A 21,338-nucleotide genomic window follows, 5' to 3' on the forward strand; every position below is an offset into this window, starting at 1 on the left:
TAAAGATACTAGCCCCCTGTTTATTTTGGATTGTTGTATGATATAATAAAGATGACTATGATTTGAAAGGGTGAACCAAGGGAACATGCGTAACTAATCCTATTTTACAAGCGAAACTTAATTGAAGAAACAGTGTATGAGAAGCAGAATTGCCTGCTTGTTTGTCATGCCTGATTTTCTTGTTTCGGAATAGGATTAGATAATGGGAATAATTTCACTGAGGGCCGCCCTTAGCTTTATTTGTTGTCTCCTATTCTGAAGAAATCAATAGGGGCTTTTTTTATGCCCGGAAATGGGGATGTAATCTATGATAATTAAAGAAATTAAACAATTAAAATATGGAATTCGGGATCGAACTCTCTTTGAAATCCCTCTAGTACAAGTGCAAGCAAAACAACGCATTGGTCTTGTTGGGAAGAACGGAACTGGTAAAACGAGTCTTCTAGAAATAATCGCAGGAAAAAAACGAATAGAACAGGGTATGGTTAACGGTGAGGCTACCACCACGCTTCTCCCACAGCTAAAGCAGACAAATACAGTTCAAAGTGGTGGAGAAATCACACAAGGCTATATTGATACGGCAATTGCCGAGAAGGCAGATTTATTACTTGCTGATGAGCCTACAACAAATCTGGATACAGAGAAAATAGAAAAACTTGAAAAAACACTCCAAAGGTTTCAAGGAGCAATTATTGCCGTTTCTCATGACCGTGCTTTCTTGGATGCAATTTGTGAGACCATTTGGGAAATTGACGATGGGAAATTACATGTCTATAAGAGGAATTATTCCGAGTATGTTGACCAGAAAGAATTGAAAATTAGACAGCAAGAAGCAGCTTATGAAACCTATATGCAGAAAAAACACCAATTAGAGCAAGCTCTTATGCAAAAGGAGAAAAAAGCAAATCGCGCTGCTAAAAAACCGAAAAATATAAGCCGTTCTGAAGCAAAAATTACTGGTGCGAAACCTTATTTTGCAAAAAAGCAAAAAAAGCTACAACAGGTAGCCAAATCGATTGAAACAAGGCTTGATAAATTAGAAAAAGTAGAAAAAGTCCGTGAACAACCTAAAATTACAATGGATTTACCAAGTTCTGAGGACCACCATGGAAGGTTTATTATACGCGGTGAGCATGTTGGTGGGAAAGTCGGTAACCGTACACTCTGGAATCCTACAGATTTTTATATAAAAGGTGGTGATAAAGTTGCTTTGATTGGTAATAATGGTACCGGAAAAACAACACTAATCAAACAAATTGTGAACAATGAGCCAAGTATTACGGTTGCTCCTTCTGTTAAACTTGCCTATTTCAGTCAGAATTTAGATGTTTTGGTTAAACAGGATTCGATTTTAGATAATGTGATGTCTACTTCGATTCAAGGTGAGACAACAGTAAGGACAGTACTTGCGCGATTACATTTTTTTCGTGATGACGTGTATAAGCCAGTCCATGTTCTAAGTGGAGGAGAGCGAGTGAAAGTAGCCTTTGCGAAAATTTTTGTTAGCGACAGTAATATGCTTATTCTCGATGAACCAACAAATTTTCTAGATATTGAAGCAGTTGAGGCATTAGAAGCATTACTGATCGATTATGAAGGTACACTCCTTTTCGTTTCTCATGACCGTGAATTTATTAACAATATCGCCAATCGAATATTTTCTATTGAAGATAAGGAAATGAAGATATTAGATGGAACTTATGAGCTCTATAAAAGCTATTCACTAAAACCTGAAGCTAACACAGACAAACAAGAACTACTTGTGATCGAAAATAAGATTACTGAAGTTCTTGGGAAATTAAGTTTGGAACCAACGGAAGAACTGGATCAGGAATTTCAAGAGCTTTTGCGGTTGAAAAATAAGTTGCTTTCGAATTAAAGATTAGTGAGGTTTTCACCTTCTCCTAATAAAATAACCTCTTACAGATCTAATATCTGAAGAGGTTATTCTAATCAAACTTATTATAAAACCACCATTTATCCCGGAGCAACCGTGCCAAAAACCCCTACTGATTAACGTTTCACTTTATAGCAAACAAGTTCCTGTTGATTATTCTTTTGAAAAAGAATATAATGGCGTAATATTTATTTTTAGGTTGGGGGGGGAATGATGAAGCAGGAAGAAGCGGTTAAGGCCATTTCACGAAGTTTAATGGAGGATGATCTAGTAAAGTCGATTTTTCTAAAAGGGTCTATGGGTAGAGGTGAATACGATGAACATTCGGATGTAGACCTTTACTGTTTAGTCGAAGAAGAAGAGCAAGAGTTGTTTCTAACAAAACGATTAAAGCATTTAGAAGCTTATAGAAAAATATTGTTTTATGAAGATTTTTTTATTATTGCACCTCAAATCATTGCCGTCTTTGATAATCTTCTTCATGTAGATTTATTTACGGTTACTGATAAGGGATTCAAAGAAAAAGATTATTTTCGCGTATTGTATGATCCAGACGGTAGGTTAACGAAATTTCAATCTACTCAAAATTCACTTCTTGCCTTAGAGGAGTTTAGTAGCTGTGCCTATGATGTCGCTTGGTTTTTATTTCAGTATAATAAGGCAAGACAAAGAGGAAATGATTTATGGGCTGTGAATATGTTGCAGCAGGTTATGGTTAACTTTTCTAAAGTATTATTACATAGGTATAAACCTGAAAAAGCTCAATTAGGATTAAAAAGTCTTGAGGCGCAATTAGATCCTATTCTACTTGCTAAGGTAAAGAATATTTTTATCTACATAACACCAAATGCTCATGAAAAGGCAGTGTATTCCTTCATTAACCTACTAAACGAGGAGATCAACTGGATAGAATCTAAGGTGGAAAGCGATTCTCAAGCGGTTCCGTTTATGCAAATGATGATCAACCTGCTCTCTGAGTCATAAGAGGAAGGGATTAATCGTAGGATGTTAGCCTTTTTGGTCTAGGTAGACACGTACGGTTTTATTCACTTTATACGTATTACTAGAATCGAGAACGTGCTACTTGCACAATTTCTCGGTTCTTTTTGTTTCTAGGAAACGAGAACATGTGGAGTGACCGATAACTTTCTGGAGCAAAAATAGCCCCCCCCACACACAGCCTCGACGAGAATAATTAGGAAACTCCACGAAGTAATTTACGATATGTCAGGTCATCATCGGTTAGCAAGCGTACTGTGATTTCTTTATCCCAGAGCAACCGTCCGTAAGTCGCCCAGTTCAAAAAATCAAAGTTGTTTATTTTTGAGAAAAGTAGCAAATGGTAACGTATAAAGGAAAGAGGAGGTTGATGAGTAGTGTACGACAAAGAAATGACGTGTGCTAGTTTACCTATTACTTTTCTTGTGTTGCGCGCGGGCAATTTTGTTGTGCAGAATGGATTCATTTGCCTCTTCCTTACATTACTTCATACCCACAAAAAGGTTGCTGTAGACCCATATGAAGTCGATTTGCTAGAATAAAAAAGACCTTACCGGAAAGAAATAAAGGTGAAACATAACCTTGTTAAAATAGCATAAGGGTAGGAGAGTTTGGAGGGAACGAAAATGAAGCAGGTTCAACGCAGTCGGAAAGCACAGTTTGCTTCCTGGGTAGGAATTATCGGTAATTTTTTTCTAGCTATAATCAAAGGCATCATAGGGTGGATATCTGGAAGCCATGCCCTAATTGCTGATGCGGTTCATTCTGCTTCGGATGTCATTAGTTCGGTCACCGTTCTAGCGGGTATACGTGCTGCGAATAAGCCCCCTGATAAAGAACATCCATATGGGCATGGCAAAGCGGAAAGTATATCTGCCATCATTGTGTCCATATTATTAATTTTGGTGGGGATTGAAATTGCCTCATCCTCCTTGCAAGTTTTTTGGGGAGAGACACCACAAGCGCCGACAGGGATTGCTCTCATCGCTGTGTCAATCTCGATTGTATGTAAGGAGCTTCTGTATCAATATAAGCATCGATTGGGAAAACGAATCAACAGTCCTGCACTGATGGCTGATGCCTGGCACCACCGTTCGGATGTGTTATCCTCGGTTGGCGTCTTTTTCGGAATAGGCGGAGCGATGATCGGGGAACGGATTGGATACGTGCAACTAGTCTATCTGGATCCGCTAGCCGGAATAATCGTAGCTCTGTTTATCATGCGAATTGGTTATCTGATGATTCGGGAGTCGATTCACATGGTACTAGAAAACATATTAGATGAAGAAGAGAGCAAGCGTTTTACTGTAACAACAGAGAACGTAAATGGTGTTTTGCAGGTGGATGATTTACGGGCCCGAAGCCATGGTCAATATGTGGTTCTTGACCTTAAAATTAGTGTTGATGCCACACTTAACGTAGAAAAAGGCCATCACATTTCTAAACAAGTAAAGAAAGCATTAATGACGGAGCATGACGATGTGTACGATGTGCTGGTGCATATCAATCCATACGCTGGAACAAAGAAATCTTAATTGTAGTAATAAATGAGATAGTAGGCTGTCTCCGTGCTCTTTTTAATTACTTGCGTCAATTAGTGAGAGTTATGGGAGGTTGCTTTGGATAAAAAACAGCATTTTTAAAATAAATTGTTTTTTTAGTGAATGGTATTCAAAATAATGGTAATATAAATGTGGGTAATGAAACGCGATGGAATTATGTTTCCATTACAGCGGGAGTAACGGGGGAAATTATCTATAGAGGATTTTTAATCTTTGCTTTTGCATTTTTATTTCCTCATTTCTCAATTTGGTTAATTATTCTTTTAGTCTCATTATTGTTCGGTCTCGCTCACACTTATCAGGGCTTGATTACGGGTGTATTAAGAACAACAATTTTTGGAATGCTTTTTTCTATCCTTTATATTGCTTTAGGTCCATCTTACCACTGATTGTTTTTCATTTCTTAATAGACTATTTTGCAAAATTAGGAGAAAAAGAAACGGAAAGTGTCACGCTATAGCGTGACATGACAAGTGTTCGCTTGTCACCATTAGCCCCTTACAAATAAATAGGTGCATGAATTAAATGTAACCGAGCTAGACCAAATCATATGTTAGTGTGTTGGGAGTAGCAAACAGGTATCATTATTTAAGTAAACACTCCTGAGGGATCCATAATAAAGCCTATTCGAAGGAAGAAACACTGAGTGAAATGGAAAAATGTGATAATTCTATTGTGTCATGTACAAGTGTTACTTCCTGTACATTTGCAAATAAACACAATCAAAAAATATTGAACGGGATGGTATGCTAAATGATATTAGTAAGTGCTTGTTTAGCGGGATTAGAAGTAAGATATAATGGTACACATAGCATAGATCAACGAATAACTAAATTAGTAAAAGAGGGGAAAGCAATATCAATTTGTCCAGAGTTACTTGGAGGATTCTCTACTCCGAGAGAACCGGCAGAAATAATTGGAGGAAACGGTGATGATGTATTAGCTGGAAAAGCTTCCGTAATAGAAAGGTCAGGAAAAGATGTGACTGAACTTTATATAAAAGGTGCTTATGCTACTTTGAAACAAGTGAAAAAGTTACATATCACTACGGTTGTCCTTAAAGAAGATAGTCCTTCGTGTGGTACTTCGTCTATCTATAACGGCGAGTTTAAAGGGCTAAAGATTCCTGGCAGGGGAGTAACTGCTGCTTTACTTAAGAGGGAAGGTCTGGAGGTAATATCAGAAAAACAATGGGATGAACGTGCTTATTTAGATGGATAATGGTGAAAGACCGTCTATTGGAACTATGGTGGATCTAGGATTCTTTTTGTAGATAAAGAACTGAAAAAGTGAAAAGAGAGGATTTTTTAATGAATGAAAAGGACGCTTTAAGAAAATATATTAACGCGACGAATACGCATGATTTTAACCAAGTAAGGAAAGTGCTTCACGAAAATGCCGTTTATTGGTTTACAGATAAGACATGCAAGGATATGAGTGAAATCCAGTCATATTTTGAAAATGCTTGGGAGGTTATTAAGGAAGAGGTATATACCGCTAATGATATACAATGGATCTCTAAGGATCAAAATGCAGCAACTTGTATTTATTCCTATCAATATGAAGGTTATCATAACGGTACCTTTGTTTCAGGTAGTGGTAGGGCAACTAATGTTTTTGTTAAGGATAATGAGAATCAATGGAAACTAATACATGAGCATTTGAGCAGCCTATAAAAATAACTACTTGTTCAGATTCAGCTACTGTAGTAAAAAGGAGACGATAAGAAATGATAGAGAGCGTTAGTCATATTACTTTCGTAGTCAAAGATTTGGAGAGAACAACTAGTCTCTATAAAGAATTATTTGGTGCTAAGGAAGTATATTATAGTGGTGATCAATTGCATTCTATATCTAAAGAGAGATTTTTTATTATTGGAGGTCAATGGATCGCCGTGATGGAAAATAAAGAGATTCTAAATAAGACATATCATCATGTCGCTTTTAAAATAAGAGAAGAAGATGTAGACTACTACCAACATAAAATAAAGCAGTTAAATTTAGAAATGAAAAAGCCGAGACCAAGAATAAAGGGAGAGGGTTATTCCATCTACTTTTATGATTATGACAATAATTTTTTTGAACTTCATACAGGAACTTTAAATGAAAGGCTATCCGCTTATCAAAATGTTGATAAGGATCAGTAGAAGTAATATTTTTTGGGAAATGTGGCTAAAATGGCCGTTTCCCAAATTAGCTCTAAGGCTTAACGGTCAAACAAGTAAACAATTCTTTCTACGGCGAAGACAAAAGTAATTTGTTAAACAGAATAAGTAGAAGAAAATCAGTGGACGGTAATAGTGTCTGTAGATGTTGTGACAGATAGTAGTGACTATGATATCTTGTGTGGAACTCAAGTGAATTAAGCATCAACGGTTACTCATTCATTACGAACGCAATGTGAATCATAGCTGTTATAATTCAAGCTAAGGTTGAATACGAGATACATATATTTGAAAATTCAAAATAGGAGTTCCAATCTAATTGGAACTCCTATTTTTTGTTGCTTAGAAAATGCAACATGCTGAATAACTTTCGGAACAGGTATAACCAAGTTCAGACTTGAACGCCAAAAACAAGGCTACTTTACGAAGCAATCTAAGCTAAGCCATTATTGGTCAACAAGAAAAACGTGATTTGATCCGCTTCAGTTGTTACATTTTAAATCGGTGCTCTGTGCATCTGTCCGATATTTTATTAGGGAACAGAAACAACTCCTAAAAAAATGGTTGCAAGGTGTTTTTAATGTGTATATAATGTTAATATAGTATATATACATTATATGAATGTTATTTGGCGAGTCTAAAAGGAGTGGTGTTTTCTGTGGAAAACGAAGAAAAATCTTCTCGCAGTAGCCCTGTGAAACGTTGGTTAATTCTAATTGGTCTATTCTTACTTGTTCAATTGATCTTTTTTGGAATAGACGGGACGATGTTGGAGCCAAACATAAACGATAGTGGGAGGTTGTTTGCTAGGATAGGTAGATGGGTTTTAGAATCAAAATTGTTCACAGAATGGATTACGCTATATGGATACCCATTTTTTAACATGCTCATGACCATTCACATTATTGCCCTACTATTTCAAGCTATCAACGACATTCGTTCAAGTGTTTTTTCAAAAAACGAAAGATGAGGGATTAACATGCAAATAATTATATCTAACAGTTCAAAGGAGCCAATCTATGAGCAAATTACTAATCAAGTTAAATCAGCTATTTTAACAGGTGAATTGCAAGAGGGAGCAGCAATCCCCTCTATGCGTAAACTTGCTAAGGATTTACAAATAAGTGTCATTACGACGAAGCGAGCTTATGAAGAGTTGGAGAAGTCGGGTTTTATTTATTCGATTGTTGGAAAAGGCTCGTTTGTAGCAGAGCAAAATTTAGAGGTAATCAGAGAGAAGAAGCTGCATGTCATCGAGGAGCAACTGAATGCGGTCATAACCAATAGCAAAGAAATTGGCCTGTCATTAGATGAACTACAGCAACTACTGACGATTTTATATGAGGAGTGAACGGGATGGAGAATGTAGTTGAATTAAAAAATGTAGCGAAGAAATTCAAAGGGTTTGCTGTTGAAAATATTAATTTGGAAATAAAACAAGGCTTTGTAACAGGATTCATGGGAGAAAATGGAGCTGGTAAGTCAACAACGATAAAAATGATCTTAAATTTATTACAGCCAGATGCTGGAGAAGTTAAGGTTTTTGGGTTGGATTATCATTCGCATGAGAAGGCAATCAAGGAACGCATTGGGTTTGTTTATGATGGCAATGTTTTTTTTGAAGGATTGAATTTAAAAGATATAAAACGTATTGTTGCACCAGCTTATAAGCGCTGGGATGATGATCTGTTTTATAAATATATCGAGCAATTCGAGTTGCCACTTAATAAAGCGATTAAAACTTTCTCAAAAGGGATGCAAATGAAGGCATCATTAGCGATCGCGTTGTCACACCATGCGGAATTAATTATTCTGGACGAACCAACAGCGGGTTTAGATCCCATTTTCAGACGAGAGTTGTTGGATCTCTTGCAAGAATTGATGGTAGATGGTAATCGGTCGATTTTTTTCTCTACCCATATAACAAGTGATCTAGATCGGATCGCTGATTATCTCGCATTTATCCACAAAGGTGAATTAATATTTAATCAATCTGTTCATGAGGTGGCTGAAAATTATGCACTCGTAAAAGGGAAGCTGGATCTTCTAGATAGAGACACTGAAAAAGCGTTTGTGCATATTCGTCGCGCATCGACAGGGTTTGAAGCATTAACTGATAATAGTAGTGAAGTGAAAAAAACGTTCGGTGATCGTGTTGTTATTGAACGCGCCTCACTAGAAGATATTATGTATTACTTAAAAGGGGGGATACATCTTGGTTAATTTAATTAGACGTGATGTTATATTACAGAAAAAGTACTTGTTAACTTACATCCCTTTTATCGTATTCTTTATCATAATGGAATCACATCCGGCATTGACTTTTCTAGTTGCTAGTATTTTCATTCCGTTTAATGCATTTGCCTATGATGAAAAAGCAGAGACCAATATTTTGTTAAATTCTTTACCTTATACACGCAAAGAAATAATTGCAGCACGCTACCTAGGTGCTATTGTATATATGGTTTTGGCTATTGGGCTGACAAGTCTAGCGTTATTGGCTTTCGGTGAACCATTTACGATGAAGGATATTGCGATTGGAAATAGCTTGTTCTTACTATTTGCAGCATTGACCTTTCCATTATTTTATATTTTGAAATCAGGCCATACTTTCACCGTTGTTCTTCTCAGCTTTCTTATTTTAGCAGGAATAGGGCCTCAGATCGTGATTTTTCTCGCTGAGCGTCTAACGGCAATTACTGATTTTATTGCTAGATTCTCCGTATCAACTTTATATACGGGAGCGGGAGTTATTGTGATGGTAATCTATGCGCTGTCTTGGGGGTTTACTGCGTTTATTTACCAGAGAAAAGCGTTCTAGAACTTACTATGACTAGGTGTACAATGCTCTAGACAACGTTCGGTCTTGCAAAACAACTTCCGTAATACATCCACTTCAAAACATGGAGATGATAAAAGTTGTTAAGGGAGAGTAACTTGTGGTTACCCACTCAGAGCCTTTAGGGCTAAAAATCTGGAGAGAGGATGTTCAATTATTTGAATATCCTCTCTCCTTTATAATGGTAGACATGCCTACTCTATGTTCAATTTTTTGATGAGTCTTATGATTTGCTCATCATCCCCTGTGTCGACGGCCAGTAAAGTAGTGTTTTGAATAATGTCCGTATAGAACTCCTCGCCAGCAGGATTCGTGCCGTCCCAACGCAAAGGGACGTTGTAAACATTTATCGTTCCATCGCCATTACCGCTGTAGGTTACCGAACCATCAACTAACCTAGAACCAGCTAATTGGATAACATCTTCAGGATAGGTAGCACTAGTTTCGTCGTCATGATTTAATGGTGTTCCACTTGGAATGTGACGAGCGTTTAATTCATCTATCTCTTGATTTGGGCCATATTGTAGCCATACACGAGCATATTCAATTTCTTCAGAAGAATACTTAGATAGTGGATTGGTTTCTGTTGTTTCTTTTGAGGTAGTCTCTTCTGTATTGTCTGATGTTATCTCTTCATCTTCCCCTTCCCCTTCGTTATAAGAGTTTTGATCATTCGCTTGCGTCAGATCAGAATCATTGGATGAATCTGAAATAGCATTATCTAAAGAATTATTGTTTGATACTTCGTCGGCATCACCGTTACAACCAGTGAGGAATAGACCGATCAGTATAAGTGAAATAAAAAAATAGATTGAATTTGCGAGTTTTTGTGACATTTATCTCATCTCCTGTCTTTCTTTTGATTAGGATTCGTGTCTGGAGGACTGAAATACAATTGTATCTTCAGCCCAAAAGACATGAATAACTTCCCTAATCTATGATAATGTTTTTCCATACATTTGTAAAACATTTACGGTTAAAAAAGCTAACGCTCACATTACAAGCGTTAGCTTCTTTGAATTTTGATTATGCTGATTTTTTTCTATTAAATACAAGGATTGCACCTGCAGCGAGGATTAACCAAAGACCAATAAGGATTAAATTAAACATGTTTGTTGCAGTGCTTGGTAATCCTTGTAATTCTTCTTCATCTGAATCAATATCATCTGAACCAGAAACTTTATCATTAGAATCAGAGTCACTATCGTCAGAATCGGAATCATCATCAGAGTCATAGCCGTCATCGACAGGATCGGTAACATCATCAGGATCAACAGGGTTGACAGGATCCGATGGTTCACCTTCAACAAGCTCAATAATACCATACGTACTGAAGTGAGTAACTCGTACAGTTACTTCTCCAGTTTCGCTGATATTAATGATTTCAGTACCATGTTCAGTAACTTCCACACCATCACTATTGAAGTAAACAACACGTAGGTTATCTCGATCAATTACGTGCGCTAGATCAATAGTAAAGACAAGTTCAATACCATCAACACTAAAATCAATAGCTTCCTCACCATCTTTTAGTGAGAACTGAATGAAATCACTTAAGCGGTTGACTTTTGCTGGATCAATCTTATTCACTAAACTATCCGTTACGTTTTCCATCTCTATACGCACGTCGTGTTTACTACGTCTTAGTACAGAACCAGGAATTGTTACACGAACATTGCTGTCTGTCAGTTCAATGACATCCTTATCATTGAAACTTTTAGCCACTTCATTGGTGAATTTAAAGACTTTTGCAGCATCTTTAGCTATGAATACTTGACGCTCATCTGCTGTTTCTGTAACAAAAGATTCTTCGATATTATCAACTACTATCTCGTCTTTAACTCTTGGATCAGTGGTTTCATCATCTGAATCCTGAAGATCAATTAACGGAAGTGTTTTGTTATAATATGCTCTAACATCATTGACAGATAAAACATGATCATCATAAATAATCAGTTCATCAATATATCCTTTGTAAGGTACGTCCCAGTAGTTCACACCTAAACCAAACACTGCTTGATCATTAGTGAATACGTTTGGGAAGTCCTCGCCATGAAAAGCTAGCTCGCCATTCACATAGATATTAAGGTCTCCGTTATCAACGGTATAGCTAATGTGTGTCCACTCATTTAATTCAATCATAAAGTCTAGATTGGCATCATACCAGTTTTCGCCTGACCATAACTTAGTAACGCCACCACCATGTGATCCGCCTGGTAAAAAGCTGGTCCAGTTTGACCCGGATTGGGCACCAAAGAAAGTGGTTGTGAAGTCGAGTAATTCTTCAGGTTTTAACCAGAAGGAAACACTGTATTCATAACCAGTAATTAGGCCTGTGCCAAGATTAACTCCTGACTCTCCATCAAAATAGATCGATTGATTAACGCCGGTTTGACTAAAATCAATCGCTCCACCGGTATTATCCAAACGATTTCCAGTAACGGTTGCTTCTGGATGGTTACCTGTAATGTCACTAAGGTCTGTGTCAAAAGTGAAGTGTGCTGTTGTTGGATCAACTTCACCTACTTCGGGAATTTGACCTCCATAAAGCGTTTGAACATCTTCACTTGATAGCGTGTGAGCTTGATAGATAACAAGGTCATCAAAGAGCCCCTTGAACGCTGTGTCAAATGGGTTTACACCAAGAGCAATGGTTAACGCCTCGCCATTTACAACTTGATTAAAGTTGTTGGCGGAAGCTACACGTTCTCCGTCAACATAGATACGTACGCGTCCATATTCATTGGTAAGAACAACATGTTGCCATTCGCCAACCTGGGCTGTTTGTCCAGTAATACCATCGAACCATGTTTCCCGTGGTTCGATAACTCTAGACCATAATAAAATTTCATTGTTCCACCCACGAGGGTTAACAGTAAACCAGTTATCGTCATCTTGCATCACAAATAATGACGGGGTAAAATTGTTTAATTCTTCTGGATTAAACCAAAAGCCTATTGAGAAATGATCATCTTTTAATAAATCATTAGGAAGTACGACACCAGAGGATCCGTCTAAGTAAAGTGCTTCTCCAAACCGGCCTTCTCTAAAGGACACTTGCCCCTCACCTATTTTATCTGAGCGATTACCTACAATGATACCATCATCAAATTGCCCTGTTTCATCAGACAAGTCCCCGTCAAAGCGATAATGTGCTTGTAATGCAGGTGTTTGATAAGGAATTACTGTCACTTCAAAAGAACTTGTTTTCGATGCATCATTTAACACAAACTCTGCGGTTAAGGTAACTGTTGCTTCAGGCTCTCCTGTTGCGGGTCTTGTCACCTTACCTGTTGTACTTATTACGTCAGGATTTGAAGAACTCCAGTTAATCACAGTTCCTTTTGATCCGTTTGCTAATAAGTTTAGATCTGAAAATGTTGTTGATGGTAGTTCAATTTGATCTGCAACCAGTTCGACAATTGCCTCGTCTGTAGCGGCTTTCATAGGGTGTTGAATACCCCATGCAGAGAAACCTTGATCTGATAGGGCAGTAAACGTCATTAACCACATACTACTTACTTCATCCCACATCTCTACAAAAACGCCATCATACGTTTGGTTTCCAATCGTAAGTGTTGCATAATAACCGTCACGTTCCCAAGTCCCGGTAACTGCACCTGAAATCGTTCCATCAGCATGCAAATCGATTAATTCTGATTCAACGATTTCTGTTGAGTTATTTTTGCCATGATTCAAATATTTATAGGAACCAATAATATCGTCAGTGTTGATTGCTGCATCTAATGTTTCGCCAGCATAGCGAAGTGGTGCCATTATACGCCAGCCTTCTTGATTCATAAACATTTGATGAACTCTAACTTCGTGTTGCTCCCCACGATTTGGGAAACGTGCATGGAATACATTAAATTGTTGATTCGTTTTTTTGTCGGTATAAATAGAGTTATGACCTGGTGATACATAGCCATATCCGTCACCAGTGCCAGGATCGCCTGGCTCGCGTTTGAATAGGAAATTACCAGTTAATTTGTTGCCAAATGAAGCGTTTCCTGCCTCTCTATTTGGTAATACAGCTGGTTCTCCCGCAATACCAACGTAAGGCCCATCTGGGTTTTCAGAACGGAACTGTCTCATGTGATAAGCTCCATCTGCCTCTAACCAACCGTAAGTTACATACAAGTAGTAATAACCATCTTCAGCATTATATTCAACATATGGTCCCTCGCCTGATCCTGTGTAACCACCTGAAATCTTCGTTCCGAAGTACCGGTCAATCATTCGACCGTCTTCTGTTTCTCCATCTTCCCCTGGATAAAGTACTTGACCTGTTTCTTTATCGACTTCTAAAATAAAGATACCACCAGACCATGAACCGTAAGTCATCCATAGTGTACCATCTTCATCATAGAATAGATTGGCATCTATCGCGTTGGTAAAGTAGGTGTTGTTGTAACCGCCACTATTGTTAAACCAACCAGAGCGCACGCTGTCGATTACTCCATCCTCGATTAATTGCTTTATGTTCGTATTTTCCCAATGCTTGTTCACATCACTATTGTTATCATATGCTTCATGATTCGTAAAACCAGAATAGATTAGTGTATCAACATGCTCATATGGTCCTTCAACCTCTTTCGCAACTGCATAGCCAATCACAGATCGAATATAAGTTGACGAAGCGCTATAATAATTCATATAAGCGCCAGTGGTACCGTCATCCCATTTGTAATCAGGATTGAAAAATACTTCTGGTGCCCAAACAGCGAAACCACCTCTACTATCCGCATCATCTTCGCCTGCCCACTGAAAAGCGTCAGCGAGATTTTCAGATAAATCACCAAATAACACATTTCCTGGTGTGGTGTAGCCATTGGTGAACAGTTCCCAATTCATTAAATCATCAGATTTAGCTGCTTCACCATGTGTTCCGAATGCATAAAACTTCCCATTTGCTGTAAGGATAGAAGGGTCATGCACGCTTACGTTTGTAAATTCAGGTATGTCTGGTCGTGAAGGTAAGTTAGGAACTTGATCATTAGTGATTCTTTCGCCTGATTGATCTTCATCCCCCTCGTCATCTTCTTCAACAGGATGAAATCCCTCTACAACAGCATGATAGTAAGATTCGATTTGATCAACTGTTAAAGCTTCTCCATCAAAGAACATTACTTCATCCATGTATCCCACATAATAACGGTCAGGGAATGGATTAAATCCTAGTAAAAAGTCAGAATGTAAACCTTCATATATGTTTGGTACATTGTCTATTTCTCCTGTCTTTTCCCCATTTAGATAAAAAGTAAGTTTCCCTTTATCTACAGTTACAAAAATATTGCTCCACTCGTATGGAGTATAGCTTTCTGGTAGTTGGGCATAGTGATAACCTTCTGGCAATCCAGTCTCTTGAGCTGGACCAGTCTCCACTTGATAGATGATTTCCCCTCTACCACCAATAGCTGGCGAAATCCCTGAACGTCTCCCGATAATTCCTGTATAAAGTGCGCTTGTGTATTCGTCGATATCAGCTGTCTGTTTTAGCCAGAGAGAATACGAATAAGTATCACTAGTGATTAAATTATCTGCTAATTTGATACCTGTAGTTCCGTCAAAATATACAGCTTGATTTCTTCCCTCTTCATGAAACTCAAAAGTGTAACCGTCAACAGGCCCCCAGTCGGAAACACCTGCTTCTTCTCTCCGCCATGGTATCCCGGCATCGTTTGAGCTTGTGGAATCTAAAAGATCACCATCTAACGGATAATACGCAGTCGGTTCTAAACTAGGTGTTGATTCAGTCGTTGCTAATTCACTCGCAAGTACTGAAAGCGTTGATGTTGGAAACAAAAGCAAGAATACTAAGAAAATTGCTAGAAAACGTTTCATGAATTCTTTTTCCTCCTTTTGAATAACATCTTGCCTATATCATACATTCAAAAAATAAAACGCTAGAAAAATAGTAACCTCCCTTCATTTTGAGCAAAGTAACAATCATTTAGAAAGCGTTTACATTTTCACGTAATGTACGGACAAGAATTCATCTTAAATATACTATAACAAATAGGTAAGGACAAGATAGTTTAAAAATATTATTAAAATAATATGTTAATTCGATTATTTTTAACGAAAAATATTTTTAGGTTCGTATAAGTTGGTCCGATGACTGGCTTTGTTATTTATTAATAATAGCAAAAATGATTTGATTGATAAGAGATATAATGAATAATATGGAAAAAAGTGATAAGATATATATGATATGTAACAAGATATCGGTATTGCTCCTAAGCACGTAGTGAAGAAACATAGTGTAACAAGGCACTGTGCTGAAAAATTATAGTCATTCGTGTGGTGTGACCTCTATTTACTATGGTTAGTCTAAAAGGGAAAAAGATTTTAGGAAATGGATCGTGGTAAGCTTAAAAAAATGACTAAATTATATTTAGAAGTAGGACAGGGAGAGTTCAAATGTTTGAAACGATTGATTATTTACAAAATGGCAATAAAGTACAAAAGAAAGCCTATGAAGCAATTAATAATTTGGGGATAATAGAAGACTTATCTGCATATAATCCAATTCTATGCGGGACGGTGCCTATCGGAATTGATATACCAGGATCTGATTTGGATATTATCATGGAAGTTTTTGATCCTACGCCATTTGAAAAGCAAATAAAGTCTTTATATCAGGATACAGAGAATTTTACATATAAAAATACAATCATTCGTGATAATCCTGTATCAAAAGCAAACTTTTATTATGATGGTTTTGAATTCGAGTTGTTTGGTCAACCCCACTTAGTTACCAAACAATATGCATATTTACATATGATCATTGAAAATTTCATAATAACTCAACAACCAACGATAAAAGAAAAAGTAATCTCGTTGAAGGTGCAAGGATATAAAACAGAACCTGCATTTTGTAAAGTGCTAGGGTTGGAAGGGGACTCCTATGAGAGTCTTATAGAATTTGGTAAGAGGAATCGTATTATTTGATAGTAAAAGATGTGTAAACAAAGAAAAACTCGAAATATTTTAAAAGGAGAATGTCTATGGAACCATCATCTTATTTAGTAAAACAAATAGGTATCGTACATTCTTTGGTTAACGAAAAAGCATATACAGGCTGGGGAGAAGTAACTGCTGAAATACATCTGGAGAGAGAATATCAAGAAGGTTTGCTAGGTTTAGAAGAATATTCTCATGCTATTGTAATATTCTATATGGATCAATTCCACAGTGGGGAAGCTAAGTCAATGATAAAAAGACCACGAGATAGAGCAGACATACCAGAAGTAGGAGTGTTTTCACAGCGTACCAAGTATCGTCCAAATCCAATAGGTGTCTCAGTGGTGGAAATTAAAAAAATAGAAAAAAGTATTATGACAGTGAAAGGTCTTGATGCTAATAATAACACCCCAATTTTGGATATAAAACCTTATATTGCTGAGTTCGATACGAGAGATAATACCTATGTTCCTCAGTGGATGAAAGGGCTTATGAAAGATTATTTCTAAAGGAGTGATGAAAGTTATGATTATATTTCTAAATATAGGTAGTCTTATTCTTGGTTTACTTGCTTGGACTTTTCCAATCGTACTGCTAATCTCACAAAGAGAGGTCAGCCTTAGAAAACGGACATATTTTTTTGTTATGAGCCTAAGTGCGTGTTCTGTGGCCTTATATTTTCAACTAGTGAATATTTCTTATCTAGTTCACATAGAAGATTGGACGGCAATAATGGATACAGTAGGCGGAGTAGTTGTTGTTTCGGGTGTTCTTCTAATTAGCACCATCTTATTAAATGTGATCACGTTGGTTGTGCTAGGTCGAACATCGAATAAATAAAGTGCGTGAATTTCCAGAAAATAAAAGGGGTGTAAAAAAGTGACGTATTATTATCTTGGTTTGTTTTTTCATACAACGTTAATTTTGCTTGTTTTGTTCGGCCTTATTTATACGGTGATTAATCTTAAGAGAAAAAAACTGCATCAAGCTTGGTGGATCTTTGTTATTTTGCTAACGCCTTTCTTTTTAGTTAGTTTCTATAATTCAGTGACTATGCCGTATATGGACCTCAAAAACGCTATTACAGGTGAGACATATGAGATAGAAGGCACCATTGAAGATATTCATTTTCCAGGTGGTTATAACATTATTATAATAAATGGAGAGGAGTATAGAAGAAATCCTTGGGGTTTTAAGCCAGAGATTGGAGAAAAATATCGGATAGACTACTTACCTCATAGTGGTCATATTGTGAATTATGAATTAGTAACGGAATAAACGAAAAAGCTTGAAACTTAGCATATTGCTAGTTACAATATTTGTTAAAGGAGTGCAAATAGAAAGGGGAATGTAAATGGATGTACAAAAATCAAGAAGAGAACCACACGCATTATCATTGTTACACAGTTTGTCCACAAGAATGAACTTATCCACAGATGACGAGCGCTACTACAACAATTTGAGGCAGGGTTATTCAGGAGAATGTCAATTTGATCAAATGGTAAGTGATGCAAATATTAATTGCCTGGTTTTAAACGATTTGTTGCTCGAAAATAATCACACAGAAATTCAAATCGATTCGATCCTGATCAATCAAGGGAAATTATATATGATCGAAATCAAGAACTACGAAGGTGATTACTACATTCAGGTAGACAGGTGGTATTCAAGGGCAACAAATAATGAAATAAAAAATCCTCTGCTTCAATTAAAAAGAACAGAAACGGTTCTTCGACAAATCCTTCAGAAAGCAAAAATTAACATAGAAGTTGAAGCTTTGCTTGTATTTATAAATCCTCAGTTTGTTTTATATCATGCCTCACCAACCTATCCAATTATTTTTTATCCACAACTAACTCGGTTCCTCAAAAAATTATCTGGAGATCATCTATTAGCTAAAGATAAGAAAATTGTAGAATATCTTTTGTTGCAACAGATACCTAAATCACGAAATGTATATTTACCGAAATATAGTTTTGAACAATTAAAAAGAGGTATAATGTGTCCAGATTGCGGATCTGAATTCATTAGAAAAACAATTACAGAATTAGCTTGTGAAACTTGTGGTTACGTTGAACGTATTGATGATGGAATAATAAGAGCGTTCCAAGAATTTCGTATACTTTTTCCAGACGAAACATTTACTACGCAAAAATTTTATGAATTTTGTGGTGGGATTGTATCGAAACACTCATGCATAAGAGTGCTTAAAAAGAAGGTGAAATTGGTGAGTTGCAGTAAAAAATCATATTTTCATATTGATTAAAAGAAATTGTTATGTTGGTGATGGAGTTTACACTATTTTTTATCAATAAACCTATATTCTCCTGATGTAAAGATACGCCGAGGTTGGAGCGAAAAAGGATCCCTAGCCTCGTCGAAAGTGCAAGATACGCCTAGGTTGGAGCGAAAAAAGAGTCCTAACCTCGTCAAAAGCGCAAGATACGCCGAGGTTGAGCCAAAAAAAAGCCCTAACCTCGTCGAAAGTGCAAGATACGCCGAGGTTGGAGCGAAAAAAGAGCCCTAACCTCGTCGAAAGTGCAAGATACGCCGAGGTTGGGCCGAAAAAAATCCCTAACCTCGTCAAGAAGTGCGATCTCACCTAGGTTGCCCCCAAAAAACAGCCCTAACCTCGTCAAAAGCGCCAGATACATATAAACTAAGCTCAAAAAGTAAGTGAATAGGTTAACTAATATATACCAAAATTTTCCGAAACACAAAAATGAAAACGTTTTATTTTTTTATTGACATAGAAAATAAGTCATGATAAAGTGAAGGTGTTAATTAATTAACGCACGATAATTTAATAGTAAATATTTAGGAATGTTACCTAATTTGGGCATAACCTGAATCGATCCAAGGACACTACACGTGTGTGTCTCTGTGATTGATTCAGGTTTTTTATTTCTCGAAATTCCATAAAAGATTGAAAGGGTGTTGAAGATGAAATATGAGCAATTAGCAAAAGACATCATTGAAAATGTCGGCGGCAAAGAGAACGTCAGAAGTGTTGTTCACTGTGTTACGCGACTGCGCTTCAAATTGAAAGATGAGAATAAAGCCAACACCGATGTGTTAAAAAATATGGATGGTGTTGTAACGGTGATGAAAAGTGGTGGCCAATATCAAGTTGTAATTGGTAACCATGTATCTGATGTTTATAAAGCAGTAACAGAAGTTGGTGGTTTCCAAGCCGATAGTGATAATGAAGAAGAATCAGGAGAAAGAGGTAGTTTGTTTGATCGTTTTATCGATATGATTGCTGGGATTTTCACACCGATTCTTGGTGTGTTAGCAGCATCAGGTATGATCAAAGGGTTAAATGCTTTGTTCATTGCAACAAATGTTTTTGAAGAAGCGAGTGGAACGTATCAGATTTTAGAAGCAACGGGTGATGCGCTCTTTTACTTCCTGCCAGTCTTGCTAGGTTATACTGCGATGAAGAAGTTTGGAGGAACGCCATTTTTAGGTATGGTTATTGCGATGGCGCTTGTTTATCCGGCGCTTGAAGGGATCCCGGCAGCATCAGATCCTCTATACACATTGTTTACAGGTACAATGTTTGAATCGCCTGTTTACATTGAATTTTTAGGAATTCCGGTTATTTTGATGACCTATTCTATGTCTGTTATTCCAATTATTATTGCTGCATTCTTTGGAGCAAAACTAGAAAAATTCTTTAGAAATGTTGTTCCATCAGTAGTGAAAATGTTCTTGGTTCCCATGTTTACTTTATTGATTATTGTTCCATTAACTTTTATTGTGATCGGTCCAATAGCGACATGGGCAAGCCAGCTTCTCGGGGAATTTACAGCGTTTACGTATGATTTAAGCCCTACGATTGCGGGTATTATTGTGGGTGGTTTTTGGTTAGTGTTTGTAATGTTTGGTTTGCACTGGGGTCTTGTACCAATTGCAATTAATAATTTTGCAGTTCAAGGTTACGACACAATTTTAGCGCCTATGTTTGGGCATTCATGGGCATTAGCGGGAGCGATTCTTGCTGTGTGGATTCGATCTAATGATATGAAATTAAAGACACTAAGTGCACCTGCTTTCATATCAACCATTTTTGGCGTAACAGAGCCGGGAATGTACGGGATTGCTTTACCACTTAAACGTCCGTTTATCATTACGTTAATTTCATCAGCAATCACTGGGGGTATTTTAGGTTTCTTTAGAACAACTGGTTATGTAATGGGTGGTATGGGAGTTTTCCAATTCCCAAGTTTTATCTCGCCAGACGGATTTGATGCAGGATTTATGGCCGCAGCATTTGTTTCTGTATTTGGATTTTTATTAGCATTCGCATTAACTTGGATGTTTGGTCAAATCAATAAAAAGGAAGAAGAATCTCCAATTACTCAGGGTAATGCGGGGGGAGTTTCCGAAGACCCTAAAAAGGGAAATGTGAAAAATGATATCATTACAAGCCCGTTTAAAGGGCTAGTTAAAACTCTTTCTTCGATTGAGGATAACGCGTTTGCATCAGGTACAATTGGTAAAGGAGTTGCGATTGAACCAGAAGAAGGAAAAGTTTATGCACCTGTATCAGGTGTTGTTACAACGCTATTCCCTACGAATCATGCAATCGGAATTACCTCTGATGAAGGTGCTGAAGTTTTAATTCATGTTGGTATGGATACCGTTCAATTAGAGGGTGAGCACTTTAAAGCACACGTTAAACAAGAACAACGTGTGGAACGCGGGCAATTACTGATTGAATTCGATCAGGAAAAGATCAAAGAAGCAGGTTACTCATTAACTACACCTGTTGTCGTGACAAACGCTAAGGAATTTGATCTTCAGATTATTGAGCAAGAAAATGTAAAAGAAAAAGATTTATTAATTGAATTACAAGCAAAGTAACATGTGAGTTTCGGTACCTGGTACGCTACGTGGATGAAAATT

General features: G+C 37.1%; 20 protein-coding genes. 18 read left to right on the plus strand and 2 right to left on the minus strand.

Annotated features, from left to right (window positions below; translation table 11 throughout):
- Positions 1 to 307 precede the first annotated feature (307 nt).
- The 12 genes from OWO01_RS11500 (at position 308) to OWO01_RS11555 (ending at position 9,443) form a co-directional block, all read left to right on the plus strand.
- Positions 308 to 1,879 carry a Vga family ABC-F type ribosomal protection protein gene (locus OWO01_RS11500; RefSeq protein WP_268780601.1) on the plus strand — a complete coding sequence of 524 codons (1,572 nt, stop codon included), beginning with the start codon at positions 308 to 310 and terminating at the stop codon, positions 1,877 to 1,879.
- 231 nt (positions 1,880 to 2,110) lie between these two features.
- Complete coding sequence (locus tag OWO01_RS11505; RefSeq protein WP_268780602.1) at positions 2,111 to 2,881, plus strand: nucleotidyltransferase domain-containing protein; 771 nt, start codon at positions 2,111 to 2,113, stop codon at positions 2,879 to 2,881.
- Between the two features lie 392 nt (positions 2,882 to 3,273).
- Positions 3,274 to 3,438, plus strand: coding sequence for a hypothetical protein (locus tag OWO01_RS11510; RefSeq protein WP_268780603.1), 165 nt, complete (start codon positions 3,274 to 3,276; stop codon positions 3,436 to 3,438).
- 84 nt (positions 3,439 to 3,522) lie between these two features.
- Complete coding sequence (locus tag OWO01_RS11515; RefSeq protein ID WP_268780604.1) at positions 3,523 to 4,431, plus strand: cation diffusion facilitator family transporter; 909 nt, start codon at positions 3,523 to 3,525, stop codon at positions 4,429 to 4,431.
- A 158-nt stretch (positions 4,432 to 4,589) separates the two neighbouring features.
- Entirely contained in the window at positions 4,590 to 4,847 is a 258-nt protein-coding gene (locus OWO01_RS11520; RefSeq protein WP_268780646.1) for a CPBP family intramembrane glutamic endopeptidase, read from the plus strand.
- Positions 4,848 to 5,211: 364 nt separating this feature from the next.
- Positions 5,212 to 5,679 carry a 2-thiouracil desulfurase family protein gene (locus OWO01_RS11525; protein WP_268780605.1) on the plus strand — a complete coding sequence of 156 codons (468 nt, stop codon included), beginning with the start codon at positions 5,212 to 5,214 and terminating at the stop codon, positions 5,677 to 5,679.
- An 89-nt stretch (positions 5,680 to 5,768) separates the two neighbouring features.
- Positions 5,769 to 6,134 (plus strand): YybH family protein, encoded by a 366-nt coding sequence (locus tag OWO01_RS11530; RefSeq protein ID WP_268780606.1) that lies wholly within the window; start codon positions 5,769 to 5,771, stop codon positions 6,132 to 6,134.
- A gap of 53 nt (positions 6,135 to 6,187) precedes the next feature.
- Positions 6,188 to 6,604, plus strand: coding sequence for a FosX/FosE/FosI family fosfomycin resistance hydrolase (fosX, locus tag OWO01_RS11535; protein ID WP_268780607.1), 417 nt, complete (start codon positions 6,188 to 6,190; stop codon positions 6,602 to 6,604).
- Between the two features lie 676 nt (positions 6,605 to 7,280).
- The gene (locus tag OWO01_RS11540) at positions 7,281 to 7,592 is read left to right on the plus strand and encodes a YfzA family protein (protein WP_268780608.1); all 312 of its coding nucleotides are present in this window, start codon (positions 7,281 to 7,283) and stop codon (positions 7,590 to 7,592) included.
- 9 nt (positions 7,593 to 7,601) lie between these two features.
- The gene (locus OWO01_RS11545) at positions 7,602 to 7,973 is read left to right on the plus strand and encodes a GntR family transcriptional regulator (RefSeq protein ID WP_268780609.1); all 372 of its coding nucleotides are present in this window, start codon (positions 7,602 to 7,604) and stop codon (positions 7,971 to 7,973) included.
- A 5-nt stretch (positions 7,974 to 7,978) separates the two neighbouring features.
- Positions 7,979 to 8,845, plus strand: a complete 867-nt coding sequence (locus OWO01_RS11550; protein ID WP_268780610.1) for an ABC transporter ATP-binding protein — start codon at positions 7,979 to 7,981, stop codon at positions 8,843 to 8,845.
- Positions 8,838 to 9,443, plus strand: coding sequence for an ABC-2 transporter permease (locus OWO01_RS11555; RefSeq protein WP_268780611.1), 606 nt, complete (start codon positions 8,838 to 8,840; stop codon positions 9,441 to 9,443). The genes OWO01_RS11550 and OWO01_RS11555 overlap by 8 nt, the downstream gene beginning before the upstream one ends.
- 212 nt (positions 9,444 to 9,655) lie before the next feature.
- Here the strand turns inward: OWO01_RS11555 and OWO01_RS11560 are convergent, their stop codons facing one another.
- Together OWO01_RS11560 and OWO01_RS11565 are read right to left on the minus strand one after the other, a co-directional pair.
- Positions 9,656 to 10,297 carry a hypothetical protein gene (locus OWO01_RS11560; RefSeq protein ID WP_268780612.1) on the minus strand — a complete coding sequence of 214 codons (642 nt, stop codon included), beginning with the start codon at positions 10,295 to 10,297 and terminating at the stop codon, positions 9,656 to 9,658.
- A 190-nt stretch (positions 10,298 to 10,487) separates the two neighbouring features.
- Complete coding sequence (locus OWO01_RS11565; protein WP_268780613.1) at positions 10,488 to 15,305, minus strand: LamG-like jellyroll fold domain-containing protein; 4,818 nt, start codon at positions 15,303 to 15,305, stop codon at positions 10,488 to 10,490.
- A gap of 579 nt (positions 15,306 to 15,884) precedes the next feature.
- Here OWO01_RS11565 and OWO01_RS11570 point away from each other — a divergent pair.
- The 6 genes from OWO01_RS11570 to OWO01_RS11595 all read left to right on the plus strand — a co-directional run bounded on the left by OWO01_RS11570 (position 15,885) and on the right by OWO01_RS11595 (position 21,296).
- A complete protein-coding gene (locus OWO01_RS11570; protein WP_268780614.1) occupies positions 15,885 to 16,415 on the plus strand; it encodes a DUF4269 domain-containing protein in 531 nt (176 codons plus the stop codon).
- Between the two features lie 56 nt (positions 16,416 to 16,471).
- On the plus strand, positions 16,472 to 16,936 hold the full coding sequence (gene tsaA / locus OWO01_RS11575) for a tRNA (N6-threonylcarbamoyladenosine(37)-N6)-methyltransferase TrmO (protein ID WP_268780615.1): 465 nt from the start codon (positions 16,472 to 16,474) through the stop codon (positions 16,934 to 16,936).
- 16 nt (positions 16,937 to 16,952) lie between these two features.
- Positions 16,953 to 17,267 (plus strand): hypothetical protein, encoded by a 315-nt coding sequence (locus OWO01_RS11580; RefSeq protein ID WP_268780616.1) that lies wholly within the window; start codon positions 16,953 to 16,955, stop codon positions 17,265 to 17,267.
- Positions 17,268 to 17,306: 39 nt separating this feature from the next.
- Positions 17,307 to 17,705, plus strand: coding sequence for a hypothetical protein (locus OWO01_RS11585; protein WP_268780617.1), 399 nt, complete (start codon positions 17,307 to 17,309; stop codon positions 17,703 to 17,705).
- A gap of 76 nt (positions 17,706 to 17,781) precedes the next feature.
- On the plus strand, positions 17,782 to 18,693 hold the full coding sequence (locus OWO01_RS11590) for an NERD domain-containing protein (protein ID WP_268780618.1): 912 nt from the start codon (positions 17,782 to 17,784) through the stop codon (positions 18,691 to 18,693).
- A gap of 677 nt (positions 18,694 to 19,370) precedes the next feature.
- Positions 19,371 to 21,296 carry a beta-glucoside-specific PTS transporter subunit IIABC gene (locus tag OWO01_RS11595; protein WP_268780619.1) on the plus strand — a complete coding sequence of 642 codons (1,926 nt, stop codon included), beginning with the start codon at positions 19,371 to 19,373 and terminating at the stop codon, positions 21,294 to 21,296.
- The last annotated feature ends 42 nt before the right edge of the window (positions 21,297 to 21,338 follow it).

Source organism: Natronobacillus azotifigens (assembly GCF_026805325.1).
Classification (GTDB): domain Bacteria; phylum Bacillota; class Bacilli; order Bacillales; family Amphibacillaceae; genus Natronobacillus; species Natronobacillus azotifigens.

Coding starts and splice junctions, on each gene's coding strand:
- OWO01_RS11500 (WP_268780601.1), top strand. CDS start 308: ATGATAATTAAAGAAATTAAACAATTAAAATATGGAATTCGGGATCGA.
- OWO01_RS11505 (WP_268780602.1), top strand. CDS start 2,111: ATGAAGCAGGAAGAAGCGGTTAAGGCCATTTCACGAAGTTTAATGGAG.
- OWO01_RS11515 (WP_268780604.1), top strand. CDS start 3,523: ATGAAGCAGGTTCAACGCAGTCGGAAAGCACAGTTTGCTTCCTGGGTA.
- OWO01_RS11525 (WP_268780605.1), top strand. CDS start 5,212: ATGATATTAGTAAGTGCTTGTTTAGCGGGATTAGAAGTAAGATATAAT.
- OWO01_RS11530 (WP_268780606.1), top strand. CDS start 5,769: ATGAATGAAAAGGACGCTTTAAGAAAATATATTAACGCGACGAATACG.
- fosX (WP_268780607.1), top strand. CDS start 6,188: ATGATAGAGAGCGTTAGTCATATTACTTTCGTAGTCAAAGATTTGGAG.
- OWO01_RS11545 (WP_268780609.1), top strand. CDS start 7,602: ATGCAAATAATTATATCTAACAGTTCAAAGGAGCCAATCTATGAGCAA.
- OWO01_RS11550 (WP_268780610.1), top strand. CDS start 7,979: ATGGAGAATGTAGTTGAATTAAAAAATGTAGCGAAGAAATTCAAAGGG.
- OWO01_RS11560 (WP_268780612.1), bottom strand. CDS start 10,297: ATGTCACAAAAACTCGCAAATTCAATCTATTTTTTTATTTCACTTATA.
- OWO01_RS11565 (WP_268780613.1), bottom strand. CDS start 15,305: ATGAAACGTTTTCTAGCAATTTTCTTAGTATTCTTGCTTTTGTTTCCA.
- OWO01_RS11570 (WP_268780614.1), top strand. CDS start 15,885: ATGTTTGAAACGATTGATTATTTACAAAATGGCAATAAAGTACAAAAG.
- tsaA (WP_268780615.1), top strand. CDS start 16,472: ATGGAACCATCATCTTATTTAGTAAAACAAATAGGTATCGTACATTCT.
- OWO01_RS11580 (WP_268780616.1), top strand. CDS start 16,953: ATGATTATATTTCTAAATATAGGTAGTCTTATTCTTGGTTTACTTGCT.
- OWO01_RS11590 (WP_268780618.1), top strand. CDS start 17,782: ATGGATGTACAAAAATCAAGAAGAGAACCACACGCATTATCATTGTTA.
- OWO01_RS11595 (WP_268780619.1), top strand. CDS start 19,371: ATGAAATATGAGCAATTAGCAAAAGACATCATTGAAAATGTCGGCGGC.